General features: G+C 39.6%; 18 protein-coding genes and 1 pseudogene. 8 read left to right on the forward strand and 11 right to left on the reverse strand.

Annotation, left to right across the window (positions count from 1 at the left end):
* From IPM92_09170 to IPM92_09190, 5 genes and pseudogenes are all read left to right on the forward strand, one after another.
* On the forward strand, window positions 1–2,142 hold a 2,142-nt coding region (locus tag IPM92_09170; GenBank protein ID MBK9108518.1), incomplete at its 5' end, for a hypothetical protein.
* Window positions 2,143–2,146: 4 nt separating this feature from the next.
* Window positions 2,147–2,743: a hypothetical protein gene (locus IPM92_09175; GenBank protein ID MBK9108519.1), complete on the forward strand. Its 597-nt coding sequence runs from the start codon at window positions 2,147–2,149 to the stop codon at window positions 2,741–2,743.
* Window positions 2,744–3,318: 575 nt separating this feature from the next.
* Window positions 3,319–4,280, forward strand: a pseudogene (locus IPM92_09180) (AAA family ATPase).
* 465 nt (window positions 4,281–4,745) lie between these two features.
* A complete protein-coding gene (locus tag IPM92_09185; GenBank protein ID MBK9108520.1) occupies window positions 4,746–4,931 on the forward strand; it encodes a hypothetical protein in 186 nt (61 codons plus the stop codon).
* Window positions 4,919–5,206, forward strand: a complete 288-nt coding sequence (locus IPM92_09190; protein ID MBK9108521.1) for a type II toxin-antitoxin system RelE/ParE family toxin — start codon at window positions 4,919–4,921, stop codon at window positions 5,204–5,206. The genes IPM92_09185 and IPM92_09190 overlap by 13 nt, the downstream gene beginning before the upstream one ends.
* A gap of 146 nt (window positions 5,207–5,352) precedes the next feature.
* Here the strand turns inward: IPM92_09190 and IPM92_09195 are convergent, their stop codons facing one another.
* The 10 genes from IPM92_09195 to IPM92_09240 all read right to left on the reverse strand — a co-directional run bounded on the left by IPM92_09195 (window position 5,353) and on the right by IPM92_09240 (window position 17,642).
* Window positions 5,353–5,598, reverse strand: coding sequence for a DUF2442 domain-containing protein (locus IPM92_09195; protein ID MBK9108522.1), 246 nt, complete (start codon window positions 5,596–5,598; stop codon window positions 5,353–5,355).
* 2 nt (window positions 5,599–5,600) lie between these two features.
* Window positions 5,601–5,870: a DUF4160 domain-containing protein gene (locus tag IPM92_09200; protein ID MBK9108523.1), complete on the reverse strand. Its 270-nt coding sequence runs from the start codon at window positions 5,868–5,870 to the stop codon at window positions 5,601–5,603.
* Window positions 5,871–6,025: 155 nt separating this feature from the next.
* A complete protein-coding gene (locus IPM92_09205; protein MBK9108524.1) occupies window positions 6,026–6,667 on the reverse strand; it encodes a hypothetical protein in 642 nt (213 codons plus the stop codon).
* 129 nt (window positions 6,668–6,796) lie between these two features.
* Window positions 6,797–8,809, reverse strand: a complete 2,013-nt coding sequence (locus tag IPM92_09210) for an oligopeptide transporter, OPT family (GenBank protein MBK9108525.1) — start codon at window positions 8,807–8,809, stop codon at window positions 6,797–6,799.
* Window positions 8,810–8,878: 69 nt separating this feature from the next.
* Window positions 8,879–10,537: a peptide MFS transporter gene (locus tag IPM92_09215; protein ID MBK9108526.1), complete on the reverse strand. Its 1,659-nt coding sequence runs from the start codon at window positions 10,535–10,537 to the stop codon at window positions 8,879–8,881.
* A gap of 34 nt (window positions 10,538–10,571) precedes the next feature.
* Complete coding sequence (locus IPM92_09220; protein MBK9108527.1) at window positions 10,572–12,248, reverse strand: peptide MFS transporter; 1,677 nt, start codon at window positions 12,246–12,248, stop codon at window positions 10,572–10,574.
* Between the two features lie 296 nt (window positions 12,249–12,544).
* The gene (locus IPM92_09225) at window positions 12,545–14,146 is read right to left on the reverse strand and encodes a M28 family peptidase (protein MBK9108528.1); all 1,602 of its coding nucleotides are present in this window, start codon (window positions 14,144–14,146) and stop codon (window positions 12,545–12,547) included.
* On the reverse strand, window positions 14,140–14,571 hold the full coding sequence (gene rpiB / locus IPM92_09230) for a ribose 5-phosphate isomerase B (protein ID MBK9108529.1): 432 nt from the start codon (window positions 14,569–14,571) through the stop codon (window positions 14,140–14,142). The genes IPM92_09225 and rpiB overlap by 7 nt, the downstream gene beginning before the upstream one ends.
* Before the next feature lie 6 nt (window positions 14,572–14,577).
* The gene (locus IPM92_09235) at window positions 14,578–16,986 is read right to left on the reverse strand and encodes a DUF2723 domain-containing protein (protein ID MBK9108530.1); all 2,409 of its coding nucleotides are present in this window, start codon (window positions 16,984–16,986) and stop codon (window positions 14,578–14,580) included.
* 2 nt (window positions 16,987–16,988) lie between these two features.
* On the reverse strand, window positions 16,989–17,642 hold the full coding sequence (locus IPM92_09240; protein MBK9108531.1) for a DUF2723 domain-containing protein: 654 nt from the start codon (window positions 17,640–17,642) through the stop codon (window positions 16,989–16,991).
* Between the two features lie 401 nt (window positions 17,643–18,043).
* Between IPM92_09240 and IPM92_09245 the strand changes: the two genes are divergently transcribed.
* Both IPM92_09245 and thiL read left to right on the forward strand, forming a co-directional pair.
* Entirely contained in the window at window positions 18,044–18,646 is a 603-nt protein-coding gene (locus IPM92_09245; GenBank protein MBK9108532.1) for an RNA pseudouridine synthase, read from the forward strand.
* Window positions 18,639–19,682 carry a thiamine-phosphate kinase gene (gene thiL / locus IPM92_09250; protein MBK9108533.1) on the forward strand — a complete coding sequence of 348 codons (1,044 nt, stop codon included), beginning with the start codon at window positions 18,639–18,641 and terminating at the stop codon, window positions 19,680–19,682. The genes IPM92_09245 and thiL overlap by 8 nt, the downstream gene beginning before the upstream one ends.
* A gap of 406 nt (window positions 19,683–20,088) precedes the next feature.
* On the opposite strand, the gene IPM92_09255 is transcribed toward thiL, so the two are convergent.
* Window positions 20,089–20,871: a methyltransferase domain-containing protein gene (locus IPM92_09255; protein MBK9108534.1), complete on the reverse strand. Its 783-nt coding sequence runs from the start codon at window positions 20,869–20,871 to the stop codon at window positions 20,089–20,091.
* 48 nt (window positions 20,872–20,919) lie between these two features.
* Between IPM92_09255 and IPM92_09260 the strand changes: the two genes are divergently transcribed.
* The gene (locus IPM92_09260) at window positions 20,920–21,966 is read left to right on the forward strand and encodes a hypothetical protein (protein ID MBK9108535.1); all 1,047 of its coding nucleotides are present in this window, start codon (window positions 20,920–20,922) and stop codon (window positions 21,964–21,966) included.
* Window positions 21,967–22,772 lie beyond the last annotated feature (806 nt).

Consider the following 22,772-nt stretch of genomic DNA (forward strand, 5'->3'; position numbering starts at 1 on the left):
GAAATAAAAAATAAAACGGCGCTGGCTGTATCCAAAGGAAAATCAAACCGACAGTTGATCAAAACCCAAAATGGAAATCAGGGTCCCTACCGTCTCAACGGCAATGCGGGCGAAGTTTTTATCATCGTCTTAGCCGGCAGTGAAAAAGTTTGGTTGGATGGCCAATTGTTGCAACGCGGAGAAACTGAAAATTATACAGTCGATTACAATCTTGCAGAAATTCGCTTCATGCCGGCTACGCTCATCAGTGATCAATCGAGGCTTGTCGTCGAGTTTGAATACCTCGATCAAAATTATACGCGCAGTTTGGTCCTGCATCAAAGCCAAATGCATAAATTAAATAAACGCTTCTACTTCAATATATTTAACGAACAGGATAGCAAACAGGCAGCCATTGCATCAGATTTGGATTCCCTGGATCAAAGCATCCTGAAATCCTCAGGCGATGATTTAAATATGGCGGTAAGATCCGGTATCCAAAATGCAGGTATCAATTACAACATCAATCGGGTATATTACCGGCAAGGCGATACGAGTATTGTTATCAAGGGAATCCTTCAACAAATGTCTTACCTGTATTATGATCCTTTTGCCGATAGTTCTGCATTACAGGTTAATTTTTCGGAAGTGGCCCCCGGTTCAGGTCAATATGTATTGAAACAATCAACGGCTAACGGTCGTGTGTATGAATGGATGAGTCCAGATCCGCTCAGCGGAAACCAGCGCGGCAATTACGAACCTTTAGTAGCTCTCATTGCACCGGCTTCACAGTTTATGATCACGGGAGGATTTCAATTGCTCAGCGATAACAAAGCTGAACTTTCGGCTGAGATTGCACTTTCATCTAAAGATAAAAACAGGGTGTCCGCATTACAGGATGAAGATAACCAGGGTCTTGGACTTAAAATACTAGGCCGAACACCGGATTTGATTTTATTGGATTCAACTATCGTTCTCAAAACCAAAGCCCAATATGAATATGTCCATCAAAATTTTTCAGCCATCAATGCCTATAGATCTGTTGAGTTTGATCGAGACTGGAATTTATTAAACCAAGCTCCGGGCACCGATCATTATCCCGAAGTTTCCTGTGAAATATTTATTGGTAAAAATATTTATGCAGATTTTTTACATAGCCGGATGTACCGTTCCGATTTTTACAAAGGCAACAGAAATGTATTCAAAACAGGATGGAAAAATGAACTAACGAACGTTCGTTTGTCTTATAATAAAATGGCTTCTGAAGATCCCGTAAATGGTTTTCGTTTTTTCAGACCAAGCTTAGAAATATTGCAGCATTTCAGAAATGAATTACATTTAGAAATCAGGGCGTTCGGCGAACGCAACGAAAAATTTAAAATCTTGACCGACAGTTTAGTGGTCGGCAGTTTTTCTTTTGATGTTTTTGAATCCAAATTGCAGAAAAAATTTAATAAAAACACCCATTCGAGCCTGCTGTTCAAATTTCGCGAAGATTTTACGCCCGAATTCAAATCGTTTTCAAGCTTTAGTAAGTCTTATGAATTCGGATTGGAAACCTACGTCCAAAACCATAAAAGTGGCGAGTGGGAACTCAAATTCACTGGCAGAAAAATAGATTATTCAAATCCTCAATTGGACGATTCCTTATCTAGTATTTATTTTATAGGCACCCTCGATCATCGGTTAAAACTTTTTAAAAATGCCATGCAGTTCCGAAACTTTTACGAACTCCAAAGTGGTGTGGAGCCGCGTCAGGAATTTGTATTCGAGGAGCGCAAACCAGGTGAGGGACAATTTATTTTTATCGACTTCAACAAAGACAATATCCGGCAGATTTATGAATATGTTTATGCTCCTGATATCGACACTGCGCGTTTTGTGCGCTTCCAGTTATTTAATTCTGAATACCAGCAGATTTACCAATCGTCCTGGAATCAGGTCCTGAATATAGATTTTAAAACTTATAAAAAGGCGGGGCAGAAATATTTAAATCTGCTTCGTTCATTTTCTCTCGAATCGTCGGCCCGGTTTACTTCCAAAGTTGATGAGAATAGCAAATTTTCAGATCGCTTAAATCCGCTGCTTTTTAGCGCTAACAAAATGAATACAATCGCCTATCAATCGTTCATGCGTCAATCACTTTTTTTTCAACAGGGGTAATGCAGTGTTTGAATTTCAATTAGCTTATGCGCAGAGCAGTCAGAAAATTTTATTGACTTCCGGTACCGATGAAAAATCAACGCAGGATCCTCACTTAAAATCGAGATTTACTTTGAAGCGAGATCTTGATTTTCTTTTGGAGTTACATCTTAAAGAGGAAAAACGCAATAGCGAATTTTATGCTGATCAGAATTTTAAAGTAAATACTTTTTCTGTAATTCCGGGGTTCGTGTATCGGGTTCATAAGAATTTAAGATTACAGTTGAATACCAGTTACCGGAATATCAGCGAAGAAAGTGTTTCCGATCAGCAAAGTCATTTTTATGATGGCGAACTAAGTATTGCGGCCTTTCTGTTAAAGAAACTAAGTTTGCGGGCTCAAATCTATTATCTCCATGCCCGGTATTCAGGGATAAAAGGGAGTCTTGCGGAGTATTCCATCTTGCAGGGTTTTGGCGATGGCGATAATTTCAGTTGGAATTTTCAAACAGATTACAAGATCAGTTCTATTTTGCAATTGCAGTTTTCGTACAATGGACGAAAAGCGGCCGATACAGATCCTTTGCATACTTTGCGCATGCAATTGCAAGCCAATTTCTAAAAGAAAGTTTTGAAAAATAATTCGGGGTTTAAAAGGGCATTTCGTTATGCTGCCACGAAGGCGCAAAGACACTAAGGACCACGAAGGATTCCTTTGTGAAACTTCGTGCCTTCGTGCCTTTGTGGCTATACGTCCCTACAAGCATTTAGTTAATTTGAAAACCTCTAACTTACTTTTCTTTTAAAATAAGGGCATTTCGTTAGGTTGCCACGAAGGCGCAAAGACACAAAGGACCACGAAGGATTCCTTTGTGAAACTTCGTGCCTTCGTGCCTTTGTGGCTATACATCCCTATAAGCATTTAGTTAATTTGAAAACCTCTAACTTACTTTTCTTTTAAAATAAGGCATTTCGTTATCCTGCCACGAAGGCGCAAAGACACGAAGGACCACGAAGGATTCCTTTGTGAAACTTCGTGCCTTCGTGCCTTTGTGGCTATACATCCCTACAAGCCATCCACATGAATAAGGACCCAAATCACAAAAGGAATTGTTAAATTCTTTGTTGCTCTATACCATTGTGACAAGAATTACTACTCTGAATGTTTAAATTTGCGCCTCTTAAGAATAAATCAAGATGCAATTTAAATCAGACGTAGAAGGAATCGACAGCTTAGCGCTGTCATACAAAAAATTAAAAGCGGAAATCGGCAAGATCATTGTGGGACAAGATGACGTTATCAAAGCAACCCTAATCTCCCTATTCAGCAACGGCCACAGCTTGTTGGTAGGAGTGCCCGGATTAGCTAAAACCCTATTAATCAATACCATAGCAGAAGCCTTGGATCTGAGTTTCAAACGCATACAATTCACACCCGACCTGATGCCCTCAGATATCACCGGTTCAGAGATCCTCGACGAAGACCGGAAATTCAAATTTAACAGAGGCCCGATTTTTGCCAACATCGTTTTGGCTGATGAAATCAACCGGACACCGCCCAAAACACAATCCGCTTTACTCGAAGCCATGCAAGAGCGCAATATCACCGTAAGCGGAATCAAACACATACTCCCCAGTCCTTTTTCGTATTGGCTACCCAGAACCCAATCGAACAGGAAGGTACCTACCCATTACCCGAAGCCCAACTCGACCGCTTTATGTTCAATATATTATTGGATTACCCAAGCTACGCGGAAGAAGTACAAGTTGTAAAACAAACGACTTCCGACTACTTTGCCAAAGTTGAAAACGTAGTCAACGCCAGCGAAATCTCCGACTATCAAAAATTAGTCAAAAAAATTCCCATCGCCGATAATGTCCTCGAATATTCCGTATCCCTTGCTTCCCGCACCCGACCACATGCAGACAACCCCGTCAAAGAAGTCAATCAATACGTAAGCTGGGGCGCAGGACCCCGGGCATCGCAGTACCTCGTTTTAGGAGCTAAATGCCACGCCGCCTTAAACGGAAAATATTCACCGGATATCGAAGACGTTCAAGCCATTGCCGGATTGGTGCTAAGACACCGAATTGTATTGAATTATAAAGCAGAAGCCGATGGACTGAAGATTGATCAGTTTATTGGGGGATTGTTGTAGCACCTCAATGCCACCTCCCCCCGGCCCTCTCCACTCTGCGGAGAGGGAGATCGATGATTACTTTATGTTCGATTCTTACAAATATCTTTCATGTACTAACATATGTTAGTAAATGCTCTGCGTAGTCTCCTCCCGCTTTATTGGTGTAAAATATACACCCCAAATTTTTTCAAAGCGGGATACACTGGGGTGATAGGAAAACTCCGTTTTCCAAACGAATGTTGAATCGATGCTGTTTTTGTTTTGTTACTCAGCTAAATTTGAAATAACAAATGTCGGTTAACTGCATCAAGAAGTTGGCGATTTCGGAGACGAAACAGTCGGCCACCACTTAACTTGCAACGAAGAACAAAGCTTTATTGAACCACTGCACAGCCAATTTCGTGTAGCAGCTGTTAGCTCGTTTGCCAAACATTTGTAAATTATGGATGTTATTTTTATCTTAGCAAAATAAATATTATAGTCATGACAATTAAAAGACAAAAACTCATCGAAACATTCCAGACTCTCCCAGAGGATGTTTCTTTAGATGAAATTTTAGACCACATCATGCTCCTGGATAAAATTGAAGAAGGCTTGAAGCAATCTGAATCAAGAAATGTAATCCCTGATGAAGAATTAGAAAAACACCTCCCTAAATGGTTCGTTTAAATTGGACGCCTAGGTCTTTAAATGATTTAGATTCTATCGCTGAATTTATTGCTGAGGATTCAGTAAAATATGCGAAAATTCAGGTAAGGCGTATAAGAAATAAAGCCAAAATAATAAAAGATCACATTTACATTGGCAGACCTGTTCCTGAACATAATGACCCTACAATAAGAGAAATAATAATGGGAAATTACAGGATTATCTATAAAATATTTTCGAAAGAGGAGATTGATATTTTAACTGTCCATCATTCATCAAGTATACTAAAACTCTGAATAAAAATAAGTACACGAGCACACACAGTATACACTCGATCCCGCAGTATCTCAAATAATTTTTCACTTTTAACTGCTATGAAAACAAAATTAAAATGGATATTTTGTCTGTCTTCAAGCGGAGTGACCGCAAGTATACTAATCCGTTATTCCATGTGCCTCTTGTCATGTAAAAGGACATGAATCGAAATATCTTCATTTAAATCTGGCCAATGAATTCCATATCCTGATGGAGATAATTTGAAATTGCTTATAGATTCACTTGATGCAGTTTTAAAAACATCGGACAATGACGATAGATGAAAAGAAAAACATCGGTCCTCAATAAAAATATGGAGATTCTGATCTATGATTTTTACTTCAGTAGCTTTAAATATTTGATCTGTTATCATATCTACTTCATAAAATATTGATTCCACTCCTCCACAATATAATCAAAATGTTCATAAATTATTTTGCGAATTTCTTTTCTAAAATTTGGATTCATATGATATCCAATCGATTTTTCAATTTCAAATTCATCTACTTTTATCCAAAATTTACATTCCATTTCGCCTTTTTCTGCATGAATAGGTACTGGTTCATTGCCTTCATTTGTAAAGAAGAATAATCTCCACCTTAAAAGCTCTGCGTAGTCTCCTCCCGCTTTATTAGTGTAAAATATACACCCCAAATTTTTTCAAAGCGGGATACACTGGGGCAATAGGAAAACTCCGTTCTCCAAACGAATGTTGAATCGATGCTGTTTTTGTTTTGTTCTCGTTCTCCAAATACTTTAATAATAACTATCAACCAACACCTATCATCTATCAACTAACCCTATTTCCGCTGATACGGAAACTTTTTTGACACATTTTTCACCAAACTTTTGCTGAGCTGTTCGCTATTACTCCCAACACCACCTTCGGCAACCCAATCGTACTTCCATAAGAGATTCCCTTTGGCATTTTCGTGTATCGTCATGCTTACGTTTACTTTATTGGTCGAACCCCAATAGCCAAAGATCAAACCTACTGCTATAGCGCTTCCATCCGACATCGGTTTATCCATGGTCAATTTTCCGGAAATAACTGCATCAACACCCAGAATTTTGCACAACTCTTCTTTGGCTGTTGTCTTGGTATCTGTATAACTCAATCCGGCTTTCGTCAATAAGGAATTGGTCTTATCGATGTCCTGAAACTTAACACTGTATTTATTCTTACCCTGCTCTTTTAGGAAATAAGTATACGAATGCCCCTGCATAGAGAATCCCGTCTTTTTTTCATCTTCGCGAATCATTTCCTGGGTTACATCTTTTGGCAAACTCTTCATGCTGATCTGTACATCAAAGGGCAGAATTGCTACGATGTCATGTTTCGATTTTACTTTATCAAAATCAGGTGCAACGTAAATCGTAGGAGCACAGGCACCAAATAGGATGACAAGCACTATAAGAGAAATCAGATGATGATTTTTCATAATTTTCATTTAAATAAAATAAAGTTTTCCAATCGAAGACTTCGATCAAATGAATAAACAGGTCATTCCTGAACTGAGTTCAAAATTCCTGTCAAATATTTATTGATTTAAGCTATCTAAACTCAGATCTTAATCTTTCGTAGCCGTTCGGTACAACAAAAATGATAATCCGGCAAAGAACAAGACCCCTAAGATCTGATACATGCCTGCTCCAAATGTGTTGCTGATGCCATGTTCCAGAGAAATGCTGGCCAGACTGTTGGCAATGCCTTCATTGACATTCAACAGCGCCACGATAACCCCGGCCAGCGCTCCACCTGCAACCAATCCGGTTGCAAATAAGGCTCCTTTTCCAAGATCTTCATTTTCCTTTGCTTTTTGCTTTCTCTCCATGTTCCAGTCAACAACTCCTTTGATAGCACCTCCAATAAAAATAGGGAGTGTTGTTGCCAAAGGGAGATATGCACCTACTGCAAAAGATAATGATTTGATGCCGCATAATTCTAAAACCAATGCCAGAAAAACACCTGCGATTACAAATTGCCAATCCAGATTAAAGGATAATATTCCTTTGATCAAGGTTGCCATCAAGGTCGCTTGCGGGGCATTGTATTTTTCGCCGATCGCATGTTGAATGCCTTGTGCTACCATGGTCGAATCCGGTGTATCCAATAATTTGACGGTCCATCCAATGACGATAGAGGAAAATATCGCACCGATAAATAAGGCCATCTGCTGGTATTTAGGAGTTGCGCCTACGATGTATCCCGTTTTTAAATCCTGGCTGGTGGCTCCGGCATTTGCTGCAGCAATGCAGATCATACCTCCAACAACAAGTGCCATTGGCTCGAATAATTTTCCGGTCCATCCTACACCGATAAACACGAGGCAAGTCGCCATGATGGTAGCAATGGTCATCCCGGAAATCGGATTATTCGAAGAACCAATAAGTCCGACAATGCGCGAAGAAACGGTTACGAAGAAAGCTCCAAATATGACGATCAATATACCTACCAATAATTTAGAGATCATTCCTTGTCCGGGTATGATGGGCAATAATGCAACCAATAAGACCAAACCTAAACTTCCGTATAAAACCACTTTCAAATTGAGATCGCGCTCTGTACGGCTCACCACCTGATCACCTCCCAACTTAACCGAACCAATAGATTCTTTAAATGAACTAACGATCGTTGGTATCGTTTTGATCAGTGTAATAAAACCTCCGGCAGCAACTGCCCCGGCTCCAATTTGCCGGATATAACATCGGTAAATAACCTCTGCACTATTAGCAAAAGTATGAGTGGTCTCATCCCAACCAAAACGCGTCGGATTAAATCCGAGTTTTAAAACTTGCGCATAGATGATATCACCCGGAACTAATGTTGCCAAAAGCGGAATGAGCACAAATGAACTCAAAACTCCTCCTGCTACAAGTACACCTGCAATTTTAGGTCCGATGATATATCCAACACCTAAATATTCCGGTGTAATTTCTCCTTGGATCCGACCCGCCGGCCAATATTTATTACTCAATTGAGTGACATAGGTGGGCACTTCTGCAATCAGGTGAAAAACCTTTTGCATCATGGCATACAGAATAGCCACGCCCAATCCCAAATACGCCGTTTTGGCAAAATCGCCGCCCTTCTCTCCGGCTACCAAAACACTTGCGCAGGCTGTACCTTCAGGGTAAGGAAGGGTTTGATGTTCTTTCACAATCAGCGATTTTCGCAAAGGAATCATCATTAAGGTTCCCAGGATTCCTCCTAATACCGCCAATGTAAAAATGGTCCAGTAATTAAATGATTCCACGCCGTTACTTTCGGCAGATAAAAATAAAAATCCGGGTAACGTGAAGACCACTCCGGCTGCGATGGATTCACCGGCAGAACCGGTTGTCTGAATAATATTATTTTCGAGAATGGTCGTTTTAAAGAATTTGCGTCCCAGCGATATGGCCAGCACCGCAATAGGAATCGATGCAGATACTGTAAGGCCTGCTTTGAGTGCAAGATAAACAGTAGCAGCTCCAAATAAAATTCCAAAAAAGATTCCCAACAGAATTGCCTTGACCGAGAACTCAGCCACAGTTTCATTAGCAGGAATAAAAGGTTTGAATGTGTTGTTTTGGTTTTCCATATTCGTTTTTTAGATATGCATCAATAAGCCCTTGTATTTTCTATTTTTTTATCTGTAAACTAACAAATGTTAGTTTACAGAATGTTCTTTTAGAATTTTATTAAGCCACTTTAGAATTACAAATCCAATGATGGCTGCAAAAGAAAGCAAAGCAAAATTTACCCAAAAATAATTTGTTTTGTCTTCATAGTTATCCCAGCTACTGGCCAAAACTCCGGAGAGTTTATTACCTATTGAGGTAGAAACAAACCACCCACCCATCATGACACTGGTAATATGCGGTGGACTCAATTTGGAAACGATGGATAGTCCCATCGGACTTAAAAATAATTCACCAATGGTAATCACTCCATACCCGGCAAACAGCCATAGTACACTTACTTTCTCGGATCCATTGTGTCCGGCATACACCGCCAGCACCATTACCAAAACTGATAATGCTGAAATCAGCATCCCGAAGGCAATTTTTGTTGCTGTACTTGGTTCCTTTTTTCTATTCCTGAGGTAAGCAAAAAATGCAACCACCAGTGGTGTCAATAAAATAACCCAACCGGGATTGATGGACTGACTTAAATTGGTGATCCACAAATTCACGGCGGTCCCTTCTGCCGGCAACTGTTCTTTTTCCATATTGCGGAAATACACCGGATAGTTATATTCTTTTAGTACAACTCCATTTGACTTTTGGATTCTAAATAAATCATCGTATAAAGCCACAGAATCTTTTTGGTATAACAGCGGTTTCGCTTGCTTAAGATTCATAAATATATCTCCGGTCAAGCCAGTTACCTGGCGGTCCGTATAGCGGTCGGCCCAGGTATTTAATGCAGATCCGTTTTGCTTAAACACTGCCCAAAATAAGATAACCACCAAAAAAATGGCCAACAATGCAGCAATCGGACCTTTTTCGTTTTTAGAAGCTTTATACCATAAGGTAAAATAATAATAGAGTACCGGTATGCAAGCAAAAAGGAAAGCATCATTACTATCACTTCCAAAAATATTGCCATCCGGATTGCTCGTGGTGGTTATGCCTCCAATCAACCAGCCCAAAATACCGGCAACAACACTAGGTACTATAATGAGCATGCAAATGCGCAACATACTCATATCACCTTCTTTCACACCTCTTTTATCATCTGCATTCTGATAGTGTCTGATTCCCAAAATAAAAATAATCACCCCGATAAACATGCCGACGCCTGCTGCAAGAAAAGCATAACCCCAACCCAACATCGTATAAAGTGCAGCGCCAAAAAAATTACAGGTAAATGCCCCGATGTTGATGCCCATGTAAAAGATATTATAACCTTCGTCTTTCTGCTGGACATATTCCGGTTTATTGTAAATATTTCCAAGCATCGTAGAAATGTTTGGCTTGAAAAATCCATTCCCCAAAATGACCATTGTCATTGCGATGTAGAGCGTAGTAAGTGAATGAAAAAACATAAGACAATAACCTAATCCCATAAGGATCCCTCCGAAAATAATGGATCTCCTATAACCCAGATAACGATCGGCAAGCAAGCCCCCGATAAATGGCGTAAAGAAGACCAGTGCAATGAAGGTACCATAGAGGTCTGCAGATTCAGCTTCAGTCATTCCGAAACCTTCCTTGACATCTTTTAGATACAAAGTAAAAATGCCAATCATCAGATAATATCCGAATCGCTCCCACATTTCTGAGAAGAATAAGTAGGGCAAACTTTTTGGATGCTTTTTAAACATAGTGTGTGCTGCTGTAATTATTTATAAATAAAAATCAATGAAGTCCCGTCTTATCTTTTACAATCTGGTTGAGTAATTTGATACGGGAATAAATTAAAGTACCTCCAATGAACGCAGCAATGACAAGAATCATAAAAAATAATTTCTTGTCTGTAAAATCATCCCAAAAACTGGTCATCACACCTGCTACTTTTCCACCAATTGATGTGGAGAGGAAAAATCCTCCCATCATCAATGCAGTTAATCGGGCAGGAGCTAGTTTAGAAACCAAGGAGAGCCCCATCGGACTTAAGAAAATTTCACTAATGGTAAAAATAAAATAGGTCAGCCATAACCAGATTGGCGATGCTTTATGAGTATAAATAGATGGCACAGACATAATAGCAAAAACCATCACCAATGCAGATAATCCGGAAATAAACAAAGCCATCCCAAATTTGGACATGGTGGTTGGTTCCTTCCCTCTGTTTCGGAGCCAACTGAAAAGGGGTACAAAGAGCAGCGTGAGCAAAACTATAAATAAGGGATTGATCGACTGAAATAACTCTGTATTGGTGAGCTTGACTGTTTGTCCTGCGGCTATTTCTTCCTTAGGTACATTGAAAAAGTAAGGGTCTGTACCCATTTCCTGAACAACAACACCTTGTGCATCTTTGACTTCACGCATAAACGGATCCAATTTATTGACCATTCGCGGCGTGTCTGTAACTTGCTGCATCGGAAAAATGGCTCCAGTAATTTGCGCTGTTGATTCTGAAGCAACTCGGTCAGTATGTCTTTCAGCCCATAAGGTCAAACCCGTTGCATTCTGATTGTATATCGTCCAAAATGCAATAGATATAGCGAAAATGAATAACAATGCACCAATGCTTCTTTTATCCTGTCCTTTAGCATTTAACCATAGGGAGATATAAAATGAAATAATGGGCAGACAGGCAAAAATAAATGCATCGTTGGCCTGAGTTCCCATGATTGGGGAGCCGAAGATCTGGCTTGGTAAAATCCATCCTATAATGGCGGCAACAACGGCCGGAAGAAACACTTTCGATAAAATTTGCGACAATGGCATGTCCTCCGGTTGAATCGGCTTTTTAACATTGGCATTTTGAATGTCTTTGTTTTTAAGATTCAGTGCAAGTATTCCCAAACCCAATAAAAGTCCAACACCCGCAGCTGCAAAAGCATAGCCCCAACCGTATTGATTGCGCAAATAAGCAGCCACAAAATTGCATACAAAGGCACCAATGTTAATGCCCATGTAAAAAATGTTGTATGCATTATCTTTTAATGGTTTCAGGTCTTCGCGGTTGTAAATATTTCCGAGTAAAGTGGATATATTCGGTTTGAAGAATCCGTTACCAACAATGATCAATACCAAAGAAATAAACATCGCTGTATTCCCGGGCAAGGCCAAACCTATATATCCGCTGGCCATGAGCAATCCACCCAGGAATATAGATTTCAAATAGCCTAAATACCGGTCTGCAATCAGCCCACCTATAAACGGGGTGAGATATACCAGTGCGATAAAACTTCCTACAATATCGGCTCCGATCTTGGTCGGAAAGCCTTTACCACCCGTAGCGGTATCTGTCATGTATATGAGTAGAATACCTACCATAAGGTAGTAAGCAAACCGCTCCCACATCTCTGTAAAAAACAAGGCAAATAATGCCTTTGGATGCTTTCCTGCTTGTGACACTTGTTCCATGTTTCGTTTGATTTTTGTTTTGTCGAAGAATTCTGCGCCTAAATATAAGGGATTCTGATAAATGCCAGGTATCTTAATATTATTATCGAATTTTAGAAATATTTTAAAATATAATTTCGATTATTTTAGTTATTTCAATAAAAATAGAATAATATTTTGTCTGAAAAAGCGATTCTTAGCATCGTGGAAAATTGAACGGCTTTTCAGACAGATACTCCAATAGGGAATCACCCGGGATTTTAGAATTTAAAACTTATGGAGGACCTAAAGTAGCATTATGACGATTGCCAGCTCTGCTATTTTGCCAGAAATCCATTCTTATTGGCCAATGCCCAGGACAAATAAAAAATATGCCTGGAAATGTTTGCTGTTTTTGCAAACATGATCTTTTCAATATCATCCGTGATCCGATGGTAATCTTTATGCACACCACTAAAGAAAAATATAGCGGGTACACCTTTCTCTGCAAAATTATAATGATCAGACCTGTAATAAAATCTATTGGGATCCAATTCAGAATTATATCTGTGGTCCATTTTTAGCTGCACATATTTTTGATTGACTTCAAGATTCAAATTATGCAATTCCGAACTTAACCGATCGGAACCAATGACATAAATATAATTCGAATCGGTCTTATAAATATCGTCTGTACGGCCGATCATATCTATATTGATATTGACCATCGTTTTCTCTAGACTTACAAGAGGTTTATTCACATAATACATAGAACCCAACAATCCTTTTTCTTCGCCGGTCATGAGCGCAAATATCACAGAACGCTTTGGCCTGACACCCGACTCCGACATCATTTGATAAGTTCTGGCCAACTCCATCATGGACGATGTACCTGATGCATTGTCGTCTGCACCATTGAATACTTCAGTACCTCTTTTTCCAATATGATCGTAATGTGCCGAAAGGATCAACACTTCGTCAGGATATGTACTTCCTTCTACATAAGCCAACACATTCCTTCCCCTTTCCACTTTTACATTTCGCTTTTGTATAAATTCCAACTCGGCTTTTAAAACAAAGGGCTGCGGTTTTCCAGTCTTATTAATTTTATCTCTCGCCTTTATGACTTTTTTAATTTGCTTGCCCAACATCATCGAAGTTGTTGTAGAAGATAAATACATGATATTGGTTTTGGCTTCACCGCCTTTGTCTTCAGAGTCGAGATACACTTGTGGCGAAATGACTGCAGACCTGTTGAGATCAACCCATTCCTTAAATTGATCTTCAATCACCATCAAAAGTTTGACCCCGTTTTTGGAAGCTGCTTCATGTTTTTTCGACAAGTCAGTAGCCCATTCAGATAATTCGACCTTGCCGCTTAAATAGGAAATCCCTTTTTTATTTTTAGGTTCTCCTTTGTAAATAATGACCACTTTATCTTTTACATCGACTCCCTTATAATCACTGTACTTTTCGTCATCAATGCCATAACCTAAAAAAACAAACTCAGATGTTTTGAAGTCGAGATCATGATTCTCAGCAGGAATGCTCAAATAATCCCATAATTGTTTGTAAGGAACCTCACCGATTTTAAAAACGAGTTTATCCCAGTAGATCCATTTAAATCCAACTTCCTGAAAGTAGGATTTCATTCCGGGTACTTTAGATAATCTGTTTTTTTCGAAATAAGCTGAAATGTATTGAGCGGCCAAATCATTTCCCCGGCTTCCCAATTCTCTGCCTTCGCAACTATCAGATGCCAGAAATTCTATGTGCTTTCGCAATTGCTCCGGCTGAATGATTTCTGCATAAGCTGTAAGACTATCCTTTATAGCTGCTTTGCTTGAATCCGGGCGAATCACTTCATGAAAATAATCCTTTTGTGCAATTGTATTTGTTAGCCAAACTGAAAATCCAATCAACAAAACTCGTTTTAGCATACGGCAATTTTATCAATTCGATTTTGATGTCTGCCGCCTTCAAATTCCGTCTGCAGAAAAGCATTCACCATTTGTAATGCTTCATCAGGGCTTACAAACCTGGCAGGTATGCTGATCACATTCGCATTGTTGTGTTTTCGGGCCAGTGTTGCCAATTCTGTAGTCCAACACAAGGCACAGCGAACTAACGGATGTTTGTTAGCTACGATAGCCGCACCGTTTCCACTTCCGCAGATGACAATTCCAAAATCCACTTTTTGTTGATCAATGTCAAATCCAACAGGATGGATAAAGTCGGGATAATCCACAGAATCTGCATTGTTCGTTCCGTGGTCCAAAACATCTATCCCTCTTTCCTCCAACCAAATGGCGATCTGCTGTTTAAGTTCAAATCCTGCATGATCGCAGCCCATTGATATTTTCATCCTAAACTATTTTTGAAGCGTAGGTGTCGCGTTGTGGTATTTATTGAGAAAAGTTTCCATCTCCGTTTGAAACTGAGGATCATTAATTTGTTTACTGCGCTCAATAATTTCCCTTACTGCCGACATAGACAAACCTCTTTCCTGACTAAAACCACTTTCCAGTTCATCGGGTTTCAAGCTGTCGTAAAATTCCAGCATATCCAAAGTTTCGGTAGCCAATATTCTAAGATTCTTTTTGGCTGACTCCATATCCCCTGCATCGATGAGTACTTGAATAAACGGCATGATGCGAACATCATACTGAAAGTTCATGTTCGGAAAAGATTCGAAAAACTTATTCGCCATTTTTGCTGCGCGCTCTTTATCTCCACTATCTAATAAAGCCAAAGCGGTACGCATCATGATCATGCGTTTGGCTTGTACACTTGGTGCAAAACTGTGATCTACAAATAAATCCACTTTGTCGAAATTGCCCCATCTAAATTTATCCATGATAACCTCATAGCTCTTGTCGGCATTTATTTTACCCGAACCATAAATGTATAAACTCGGATCGCTTTGAGATTTTAATGGGACAATGCGCAAGGCCATACCTTCAAGCTCCATATAATCCTGTAATCCCAGTAATTTCTCCTGACTGCAGGTTACACTGAAATACACAGGTCGTTCATAGATATTTGACAGGATGATATCGAGAATCGCTATATCATCTTTGGTAATATAAGGTCCGCCAACACCCACCGGAATCTTGTCGACAAAAGTGCTGTCTTCCGGACTACATAAGCCGGCTTGAATGGCACGTTCGCGATTTATTTCAATATACACATTATTGGTTGGCATATAAGTTTCAAATACTCTGCCGGTACCACTTTCAATAGGATGGTCTTCTGCAATAAATTTCAGAAAACTTGAAGCAGACATAGGTGCATCTGTGTTTTTACCATCCGGATTTGCAGGATTGTAGTAAAATACCTGGTTGCGCAAACTTCCCCTCAATTTATCTTGTGGGATCGACATTTTTACCAAGGCTGATTCATTGAATTTCCTTCTTTGATTTTCAATATACCAATCTACGGCAATCAAACTCAAATTGATCACGCGAACATCTGTTCGGATGCCTTCAACTTCCTGAGCATACCATACAGGATAAGTATCGTTGTCGCCATAGGTAAAGAGTATCGAATTCGGTCTGCAAGATTCCAAAATATTTGCTGCGTAATCTCTGGCACCTGTGCTGCGCATTCTGCTGTGATCATCAAAGTTTTCAATGACCAAAATAAGTGGAACAGCAAGTCCCAGTGCAGTTGCAGAAATACCACTCAATGAAGTTGAAAATTTGAGTCGGCTTTGAAGTAATTTGGAAAGTCCAAGAACCCCCATCCCTATCCAAATGCAAAAGGTAAGGAACGAACCCTCCAACACATAATCTCTTTCACGCGGCTCATTGGGCGGAGAATTATTAAATACACAAAGTGCTAAACCTGTAAGAATAAAAAATCCCAATAATGCCAGAAAATCATTTCTGTTTTTGCGATAATGGTATACTACTCCCAATAAACCAAAAAGCAATGGGATAAAATAATATGAATTCCTGGATTCATCTTCTTTGATGACACGGGGCAATTTGTCCTGATTATATAAGCGGGAACCATCAACAGCTTTAACACCAGAATACCAATGCCCATCTTTATTAACCCAGGGATAAAATCCCTGTTCGCCATTTTGTCTTCCGGCAAAATTCCACATAAAATAACGCCAGTACATCCAACCGAATTGATAATTCCACATGAATTTTAAATTGAAAGACATGCTGGGTACTTTAGCCTTGTCTTCATCTAAATGTTTCATCCACATTCTGTATAACTGCGGTCTGCCTTGATCCTGGTGGCTGATGCGGGGAAATAGAATTTTATCTTTGTCTTTGAAAATATAGTCGAATTTTTGATCGACCACTTTGTATTCATCTCCTACGCGGCCCCAGCGATCTTCTGATTTCGTATCGACTGGACGCGCTTCAAAATGAGGACCTTTTAACAAACTTCGATCGCCATATTGTTCGCGATTCAAATATGGGATCAAACGCACCACATCGTGCGGATCATTCATATTGATAGGTGGCTTGGCATTCGCACGAATCAATACCACACCAACGGTGGAATACGAAATGACCAATAACAACATGGTAAAAACCACCTTATGCAATAAATCATTTCCTTTGTTTTTGAAATAACGCAAACCATAATAAGCTATCGCTACGACGACGATCAATGTTGGAAACAATCCTGAGTGAAAAGGAAGGCCGAAGGAATTGACCATGATCAATTCAAAAAACATCCACATTTCAGGTATACCTGTAATGATGATACTTTGAAAAAGGAAAATACCGACGACTCCGGCGAGTCCGGCCAAAATCATTCCTAAAAAACTATGTGTTTTGTATTTTTAAAATAATACAACATGGCGATCGTCGGGAAGGATAGCAAACTTAGTAAGTGAACACCCGTAGACAATCCCGTTGCGAAAACGGCAAAAATCAGCCACTTATCGTTCTTGGGTGAATCTTCGAGATAATACCATTTAAATCCTGCCCATATGGTCATAGCCGTAAACATGGTCGACATCGAATACACTTCACCTTCAATAGCAGAAAACCAGGTTGAAGAAATATAACCACTTGCCAAACCTGCAATGAGCCCGGCACCTAAAATAGGCCAGCTTTCATTCTCATCGTGCTGATCATTGCGACCGATACTCGAAAGTTTTGCAACAATCAAAGTGGTCCAGCTAATAAACATCGCTGCAAAGGCTGAACACAAAGAAGACATGATATTGACGGCAAAAGCAATGTAGGCCGGATTGTCAGAAAGTATCTCAGCAACCCAGGTAAACATCCTCCCAATGATCAAAAACAGAGGCGCGCCTGGAGGGTGAACAACCTGTAATTTATAGGCTCCGGCTACAAATTCACCGCAATCCCAAAGACTTCCGGTTCGCTCGACAGAGAAAAAATAGATGATAAAAACGGCCAAAAATACGACCCAGCCTACGAGATTAGTTTTACTAAATTTCATATAATATTAATAATCAGTATATTATAAATGATAAAAAATTAATATAATTTAATTATGCATGTAAAAGTACAAACTTCCCGCAATACCTGGACCGCGTACTGCAATCAATACATACTAAACGCAATTACCTTCATTTGCGTATGATTATGATGTATCTTTGATTTCCAAATTAAGTTTGAATTTATGATTCGCCTGATTATTTTCGGTTTGGCCATTTATGCAATTTATGCTCTTTTCTTGAAAGACAAAATCATCATTATTGATCCCAAAAAACCAAAAAATAACAAGGGGAATTATAGCGACTACGAAGAAATTAACTGATCATTTCGCTGACAACTTCAATAAAAGATTATCTGCTTTTTCAGGACCATTATCTGGTCATTGCAAATAAGCCTGCAGGTATGCCCGTGCAAAATGATAAAACGGGAGACTTGTCATTGCTTCAATGCCTGAAATCCTATTGCAAAGTTGATTTGCATATGATCAATAGAATTGATAGGCCGGTTTCGGGTCTCGTCATTTTTTCAAAAAACAAAAAGAGCCATGTTGAATTGCAAAAGCAGTTCAGCGGTACTGATCTGATCAAGGAATATCTCGCAATTGTAGAAAAAGCCGAGATCCCCAAAGAAGGAAAACTACATAATTTCATCCGAAAGTCTGATCAACAACACAAAACCCACGTCACACAAGACAGTTCTGATCTTGCCTGTGATCTGGAATACAAAGTCATCGATGAACTCGATAAGTATTTAGTCTTACACATCTCTATTAAAACCGGCCGCTTTCACCAAATTCGAGCTCAATTGGCGCATCTCGGAGTACCCGTAAAATCTGATGTAAAATATGGAGCGCGGAGAGGAAGTGCCGATCGTTCGATTTGTTTACATGCCTGGAAATATTCTTTTTTACATCCTTCCACACATCAGTTATTGCGTTTTGAAGCTCCGCTGCCTGAAAATCAAATCTGGCCCGTTGTGAAAAATAAATTGAATTTGCATGAGTGACCAACAAGATCAACCCATCCGCACCGAAATTTCCGAATTGGGTGAATTTGCTTTAATAAAAAGACTTTCGGAAAATTTTCCGATCCTGAAAAACTCAACACTTAAGGGTATCGGCGACGATGCTGCTGTCATCCAATACGAAAATGCTGCTACAGTTGTTTCCACAGATATGATGCTGGAAGGCATTCATTTTGATCTGGCCTATTTTCCGCTCAAACATTTGGGATACAAAGCAGTCATCAGCAATTTGTCGGATATCTATGCTATGAATGCCATGCCCGAACAAATTACAGTATCAATTGCAGCCTCCAATCGGTTTTCTGTAGAAGCCCTAGAATTGTTATACGAAGGAATCCGGCATGCTTGTAAAGAATACGATGTAGATCTAGTCGGCGGTGATACTTGCTCTTCCTTGCGAGGTCTTGTGATCTCTATCACAGCGATAGGCAAACAAAGTCCTGAGAAAATAGCCTATAGGTCCGGTGCCAAACCAGGCGACTATCTCTTTGTAAGTGGTGAACTCGGTGCTGCTTATTTAGGTTTGCAACTACTCGAACGCGAAAAACAAATTTTCCTCGAAGATCAGAGCATGCAACCGGAACTCGAAGATCAAAAACAACTCATCGGCAAATTTATAAAACCGGAAGCCCGCAAAGATGTCGTTTTATGGTTAGAAAAAGCAGAAGTGGTTCCTCATGCCATGATCGACCTCTCCGACGGACTTTCATCTGACTTGATGCACCTCTGCGAACAAAGTAAAATCGGTGCTGAAATTCAGGAAAATTTGATACCCATCAGCGAAGAATCAAAATTGATGGCGCTGAAATTCAATATGGACCCATACACCTGCGCTCTCAATGGAGGCGAAGACTACGAACTCTTGATAGCCGTCGATCCCATTGAAGCCAAAAAAATTCAATACCTCCCCGGATTTTATTACATCGGCGAATGCAAAGAAAAAGACTTCGGCATTCAACTCAAAACCAACAGCGGCAATCTCCACAAAATGAAAGCACAGGGTTGGGTGCATTTTTGATAGAATTGAAAGGATATGGATTATGGATTATGGATTATGGATTATGGATTATGGAAAATAACAAACTAACATTTGTTAGTATTAAAAATATCCGATAATTAATAAAATTTTATTCAGCTCTGCGTAGTCTCTTCCCGCTTTAAGTATCTTTAATGATTCAAAATAAATTTTCAAAGCGGGATACGCTGGGGCGATAGGAAAACTCCGTTTTCCAAACAGATGATGAATCAAAGTTCTGATCCATTTTTCAAACGAATGAATTTCAATACTTCAAAACTGAATGCAAAAGTCCAATTCAAACAAAGACTGTTAATTGTAAACTTTCCTCATTCTAACATCTGAAAACGATTCCACCAAACAAATCGAATCCTGCGAACTAAAAACTGCCAACTTTCCTCAAACTTCCTCACTTCACCGCTCTGCAGTAATAATCCAATTGGCCCCCATCCATTTCTTTGATAAAAAAATTAGCGGTGCTAATGCCACTCACCAGGGCATCGTTGTTATTTTTCAGAACATTCCGATTCATTCTGTTGAGGATATCGTATGGAATTTTAAACCACGAAGCCGGAAGATGTTTTTCGAGTCCGAGAATGTCGAATTTCCGGAATCGCTCGACAGATTTTCTATTGCGTTCATGATATTCCATGACAGTTGCATCACCGAAAACGCCTCCAAAAAATATTTTTTCGGAATCAAAATACCTGCTCAATAATTCGCGAAACTGATTTGTATTGTATTCCCGGATGTGATAGGGATTTCTACTCAAAGTCATGGATTGATTCGGCGTTGTTAGCAACAATTTACCGCCTGGTTTTAACACGCGATATATTTCTTTCAAAAGCGTTTGGTCATCCTGGATATGTTCGATCAGCTGAAAACAAATCACCACATCAAACTGATCGTTTTCCATTTCAGTAAGCCATGGCACTTCCATATTGATAAACTCGACATGCGCAAAATTCTGTTGATTGAGAGGAATGTGTTTGTCTATTGCCACATAACGACTTGCTTTGGGAGACAGCCATTTTATTCCATAACCTTCGCCACATCCAATTTCCAGAATGCATCCGCTAACTTCTTCTGCAGCTTGCGTATATGCAAACAGTTGCCGCATGAATACCGGATTGTCTGATACTGCATTTTCATCTGCACGCTCCGCTGTATATATTTTATCGAGTATTCCCATCTTTAAAAATCTAAGGGACAAAGATAGCCGTTTCTTACTTTTGTACAGATGCGAAACAAGAAGCTCCTGTCCTGTCTGATAAAACACCATGAAACCTTAGCAGTTGCTGTGTTTAGCTTTTTTTTACTGTTCGGATTGGGATTTCACATAATGCTTTACTTTCCATTACATCAGAGTCCCGATATCCAGACCTATTTAGCAATGGCGCAGTGGGATTTTGACCAAAGTGAAATCCGCAAATACCGAATCATCATTCCAATAATAGCCGGTCTTATCAATACGCTATTTCATCCGCTGTTTGAAATCATGGCGCCCTGGACTTTTCAGGGTGATTTTAGTTTATGCATGAGTTTTCTCTTGATCAACACAGGTTTTATGAGCCTTTCAGCCGTGTTCATTTACAAGATCAGCAAAATCTATCTTGATAATAAAATGGTTTGCGGAATAGCTCTACTAGCTTTCCTTAGCAATCGATGGACCCTCGAAACTTCTGGACTTCCTTTGGTAGATAGTTTGTATTTGCTGTCAATAGTATTGGGTATTTATGGTATGCTCTCCAAAAAGTGGCCTTTAATACTTTGTAGTATCCTGATTGGGCCCTGGGCCAAAGAAGCTTATATTTTTATGATCCCACTTCTGATTTTTTATGGATATCCAAGTCGCTTGAAATTAGCTTGGTCTTTATTGCTTTCAGGATGTTTGGTATTTAGTTTTCGCTTTTTGATGGACCATTATTCAGCTCATCACTGGTCATCAAGTTTGTTAAAAGATTTGGATTCATTTCAAACCATTCCACTTGCCTTCAAACGATTGTTCAGTTTTCATGGACTCTATGAATTGTTCTCCGCCATCGGACTCTGGTTCGTGTTTCCACTCAGCGCATTACTGTTTCACACCAAAGAATTTACAAGTAAAATTTTGCAACACGGCCGGGCGATCTTTATTGCTTATCTGCCCTTCGTACTATTACAAGCTCTTCTGTCAGCAGATCTGGGCCGCATGTTTTATCTTGCCATTCCTCAAGTGATAATTGCGGTAGCCGTCGCACTAGATATTTGGAGGAAAAAGCTTGACTGCTTGACTGGAATGGGTTAAAACCCATTCCTAATGATGGTCTCGGGTTCATTTTATGTGCTTTTTGAGTTCCGTTTTCACATTAAAGCTATTAAGGATTTCATCTATTTATCCGGCTGAAGCCGGCATCTGCTTGTGAAATCGTGTTTTATTTCGCGCTTAAAAAATGACTTACCGGGATATGTGAGACTTGACTGCTTGTCGGGAATGGGTTAAAACCCATTCCTAATGATGGTTTCGGGTTCATTTTATGTGCTTTTTGAGTTCCGTTTTCACATTAAAATTATGAAGGAATTAATCTATGAATCCGGCTGAAGCCGGCATCGGTTTGTGAAATCGCGTTTTATTTCGCGCTTAAAAAATGACCTACCGGGATATGCGAGGCTTGACTGCTTGTCGGGAATGGGTTAAAACCCATTCCTAATGATGGTTTCGGGTTCATTTTATGTGCTTTTTGAGTTCCGTTTTCACATTAAAATTATGAAGGATTTAATCTATAAATCCGGCTGAAGCCGGCATCGGTTTGTGAAATCGGTTTATTTGGCAAAAATGACCTACCGGGAATGCGAGACTTGACTGTTGCTGGAATGGGTTAAAACCCACATGAGTTTGGTTCATTTTAGGGGCTTTTTGAGTTCCGTTTTCACATTAAAATTATGAAGGATATAATCTATGAATCCAGCTGAAGCCGGCATCGGTTTGTGAAATCGCGTTTTATTCCGCGATTAAAAAATGACTTATCGGGATATGCGAGGCTTGACTGCTTGTCGGGAATGGGTTAAAACCCATTCCTAATGATGGTCTCGGGTTCATTTTATGTGCTTTTT

The sequence above is a fragment of the Saprospiraceae bacterium genome (assembly GCA_016719615.1).
GTDB lineage: Bacteria > Bacteroidota > Bacteroidia > Chitinophagales > Saprospiraceae > Vicinibacter.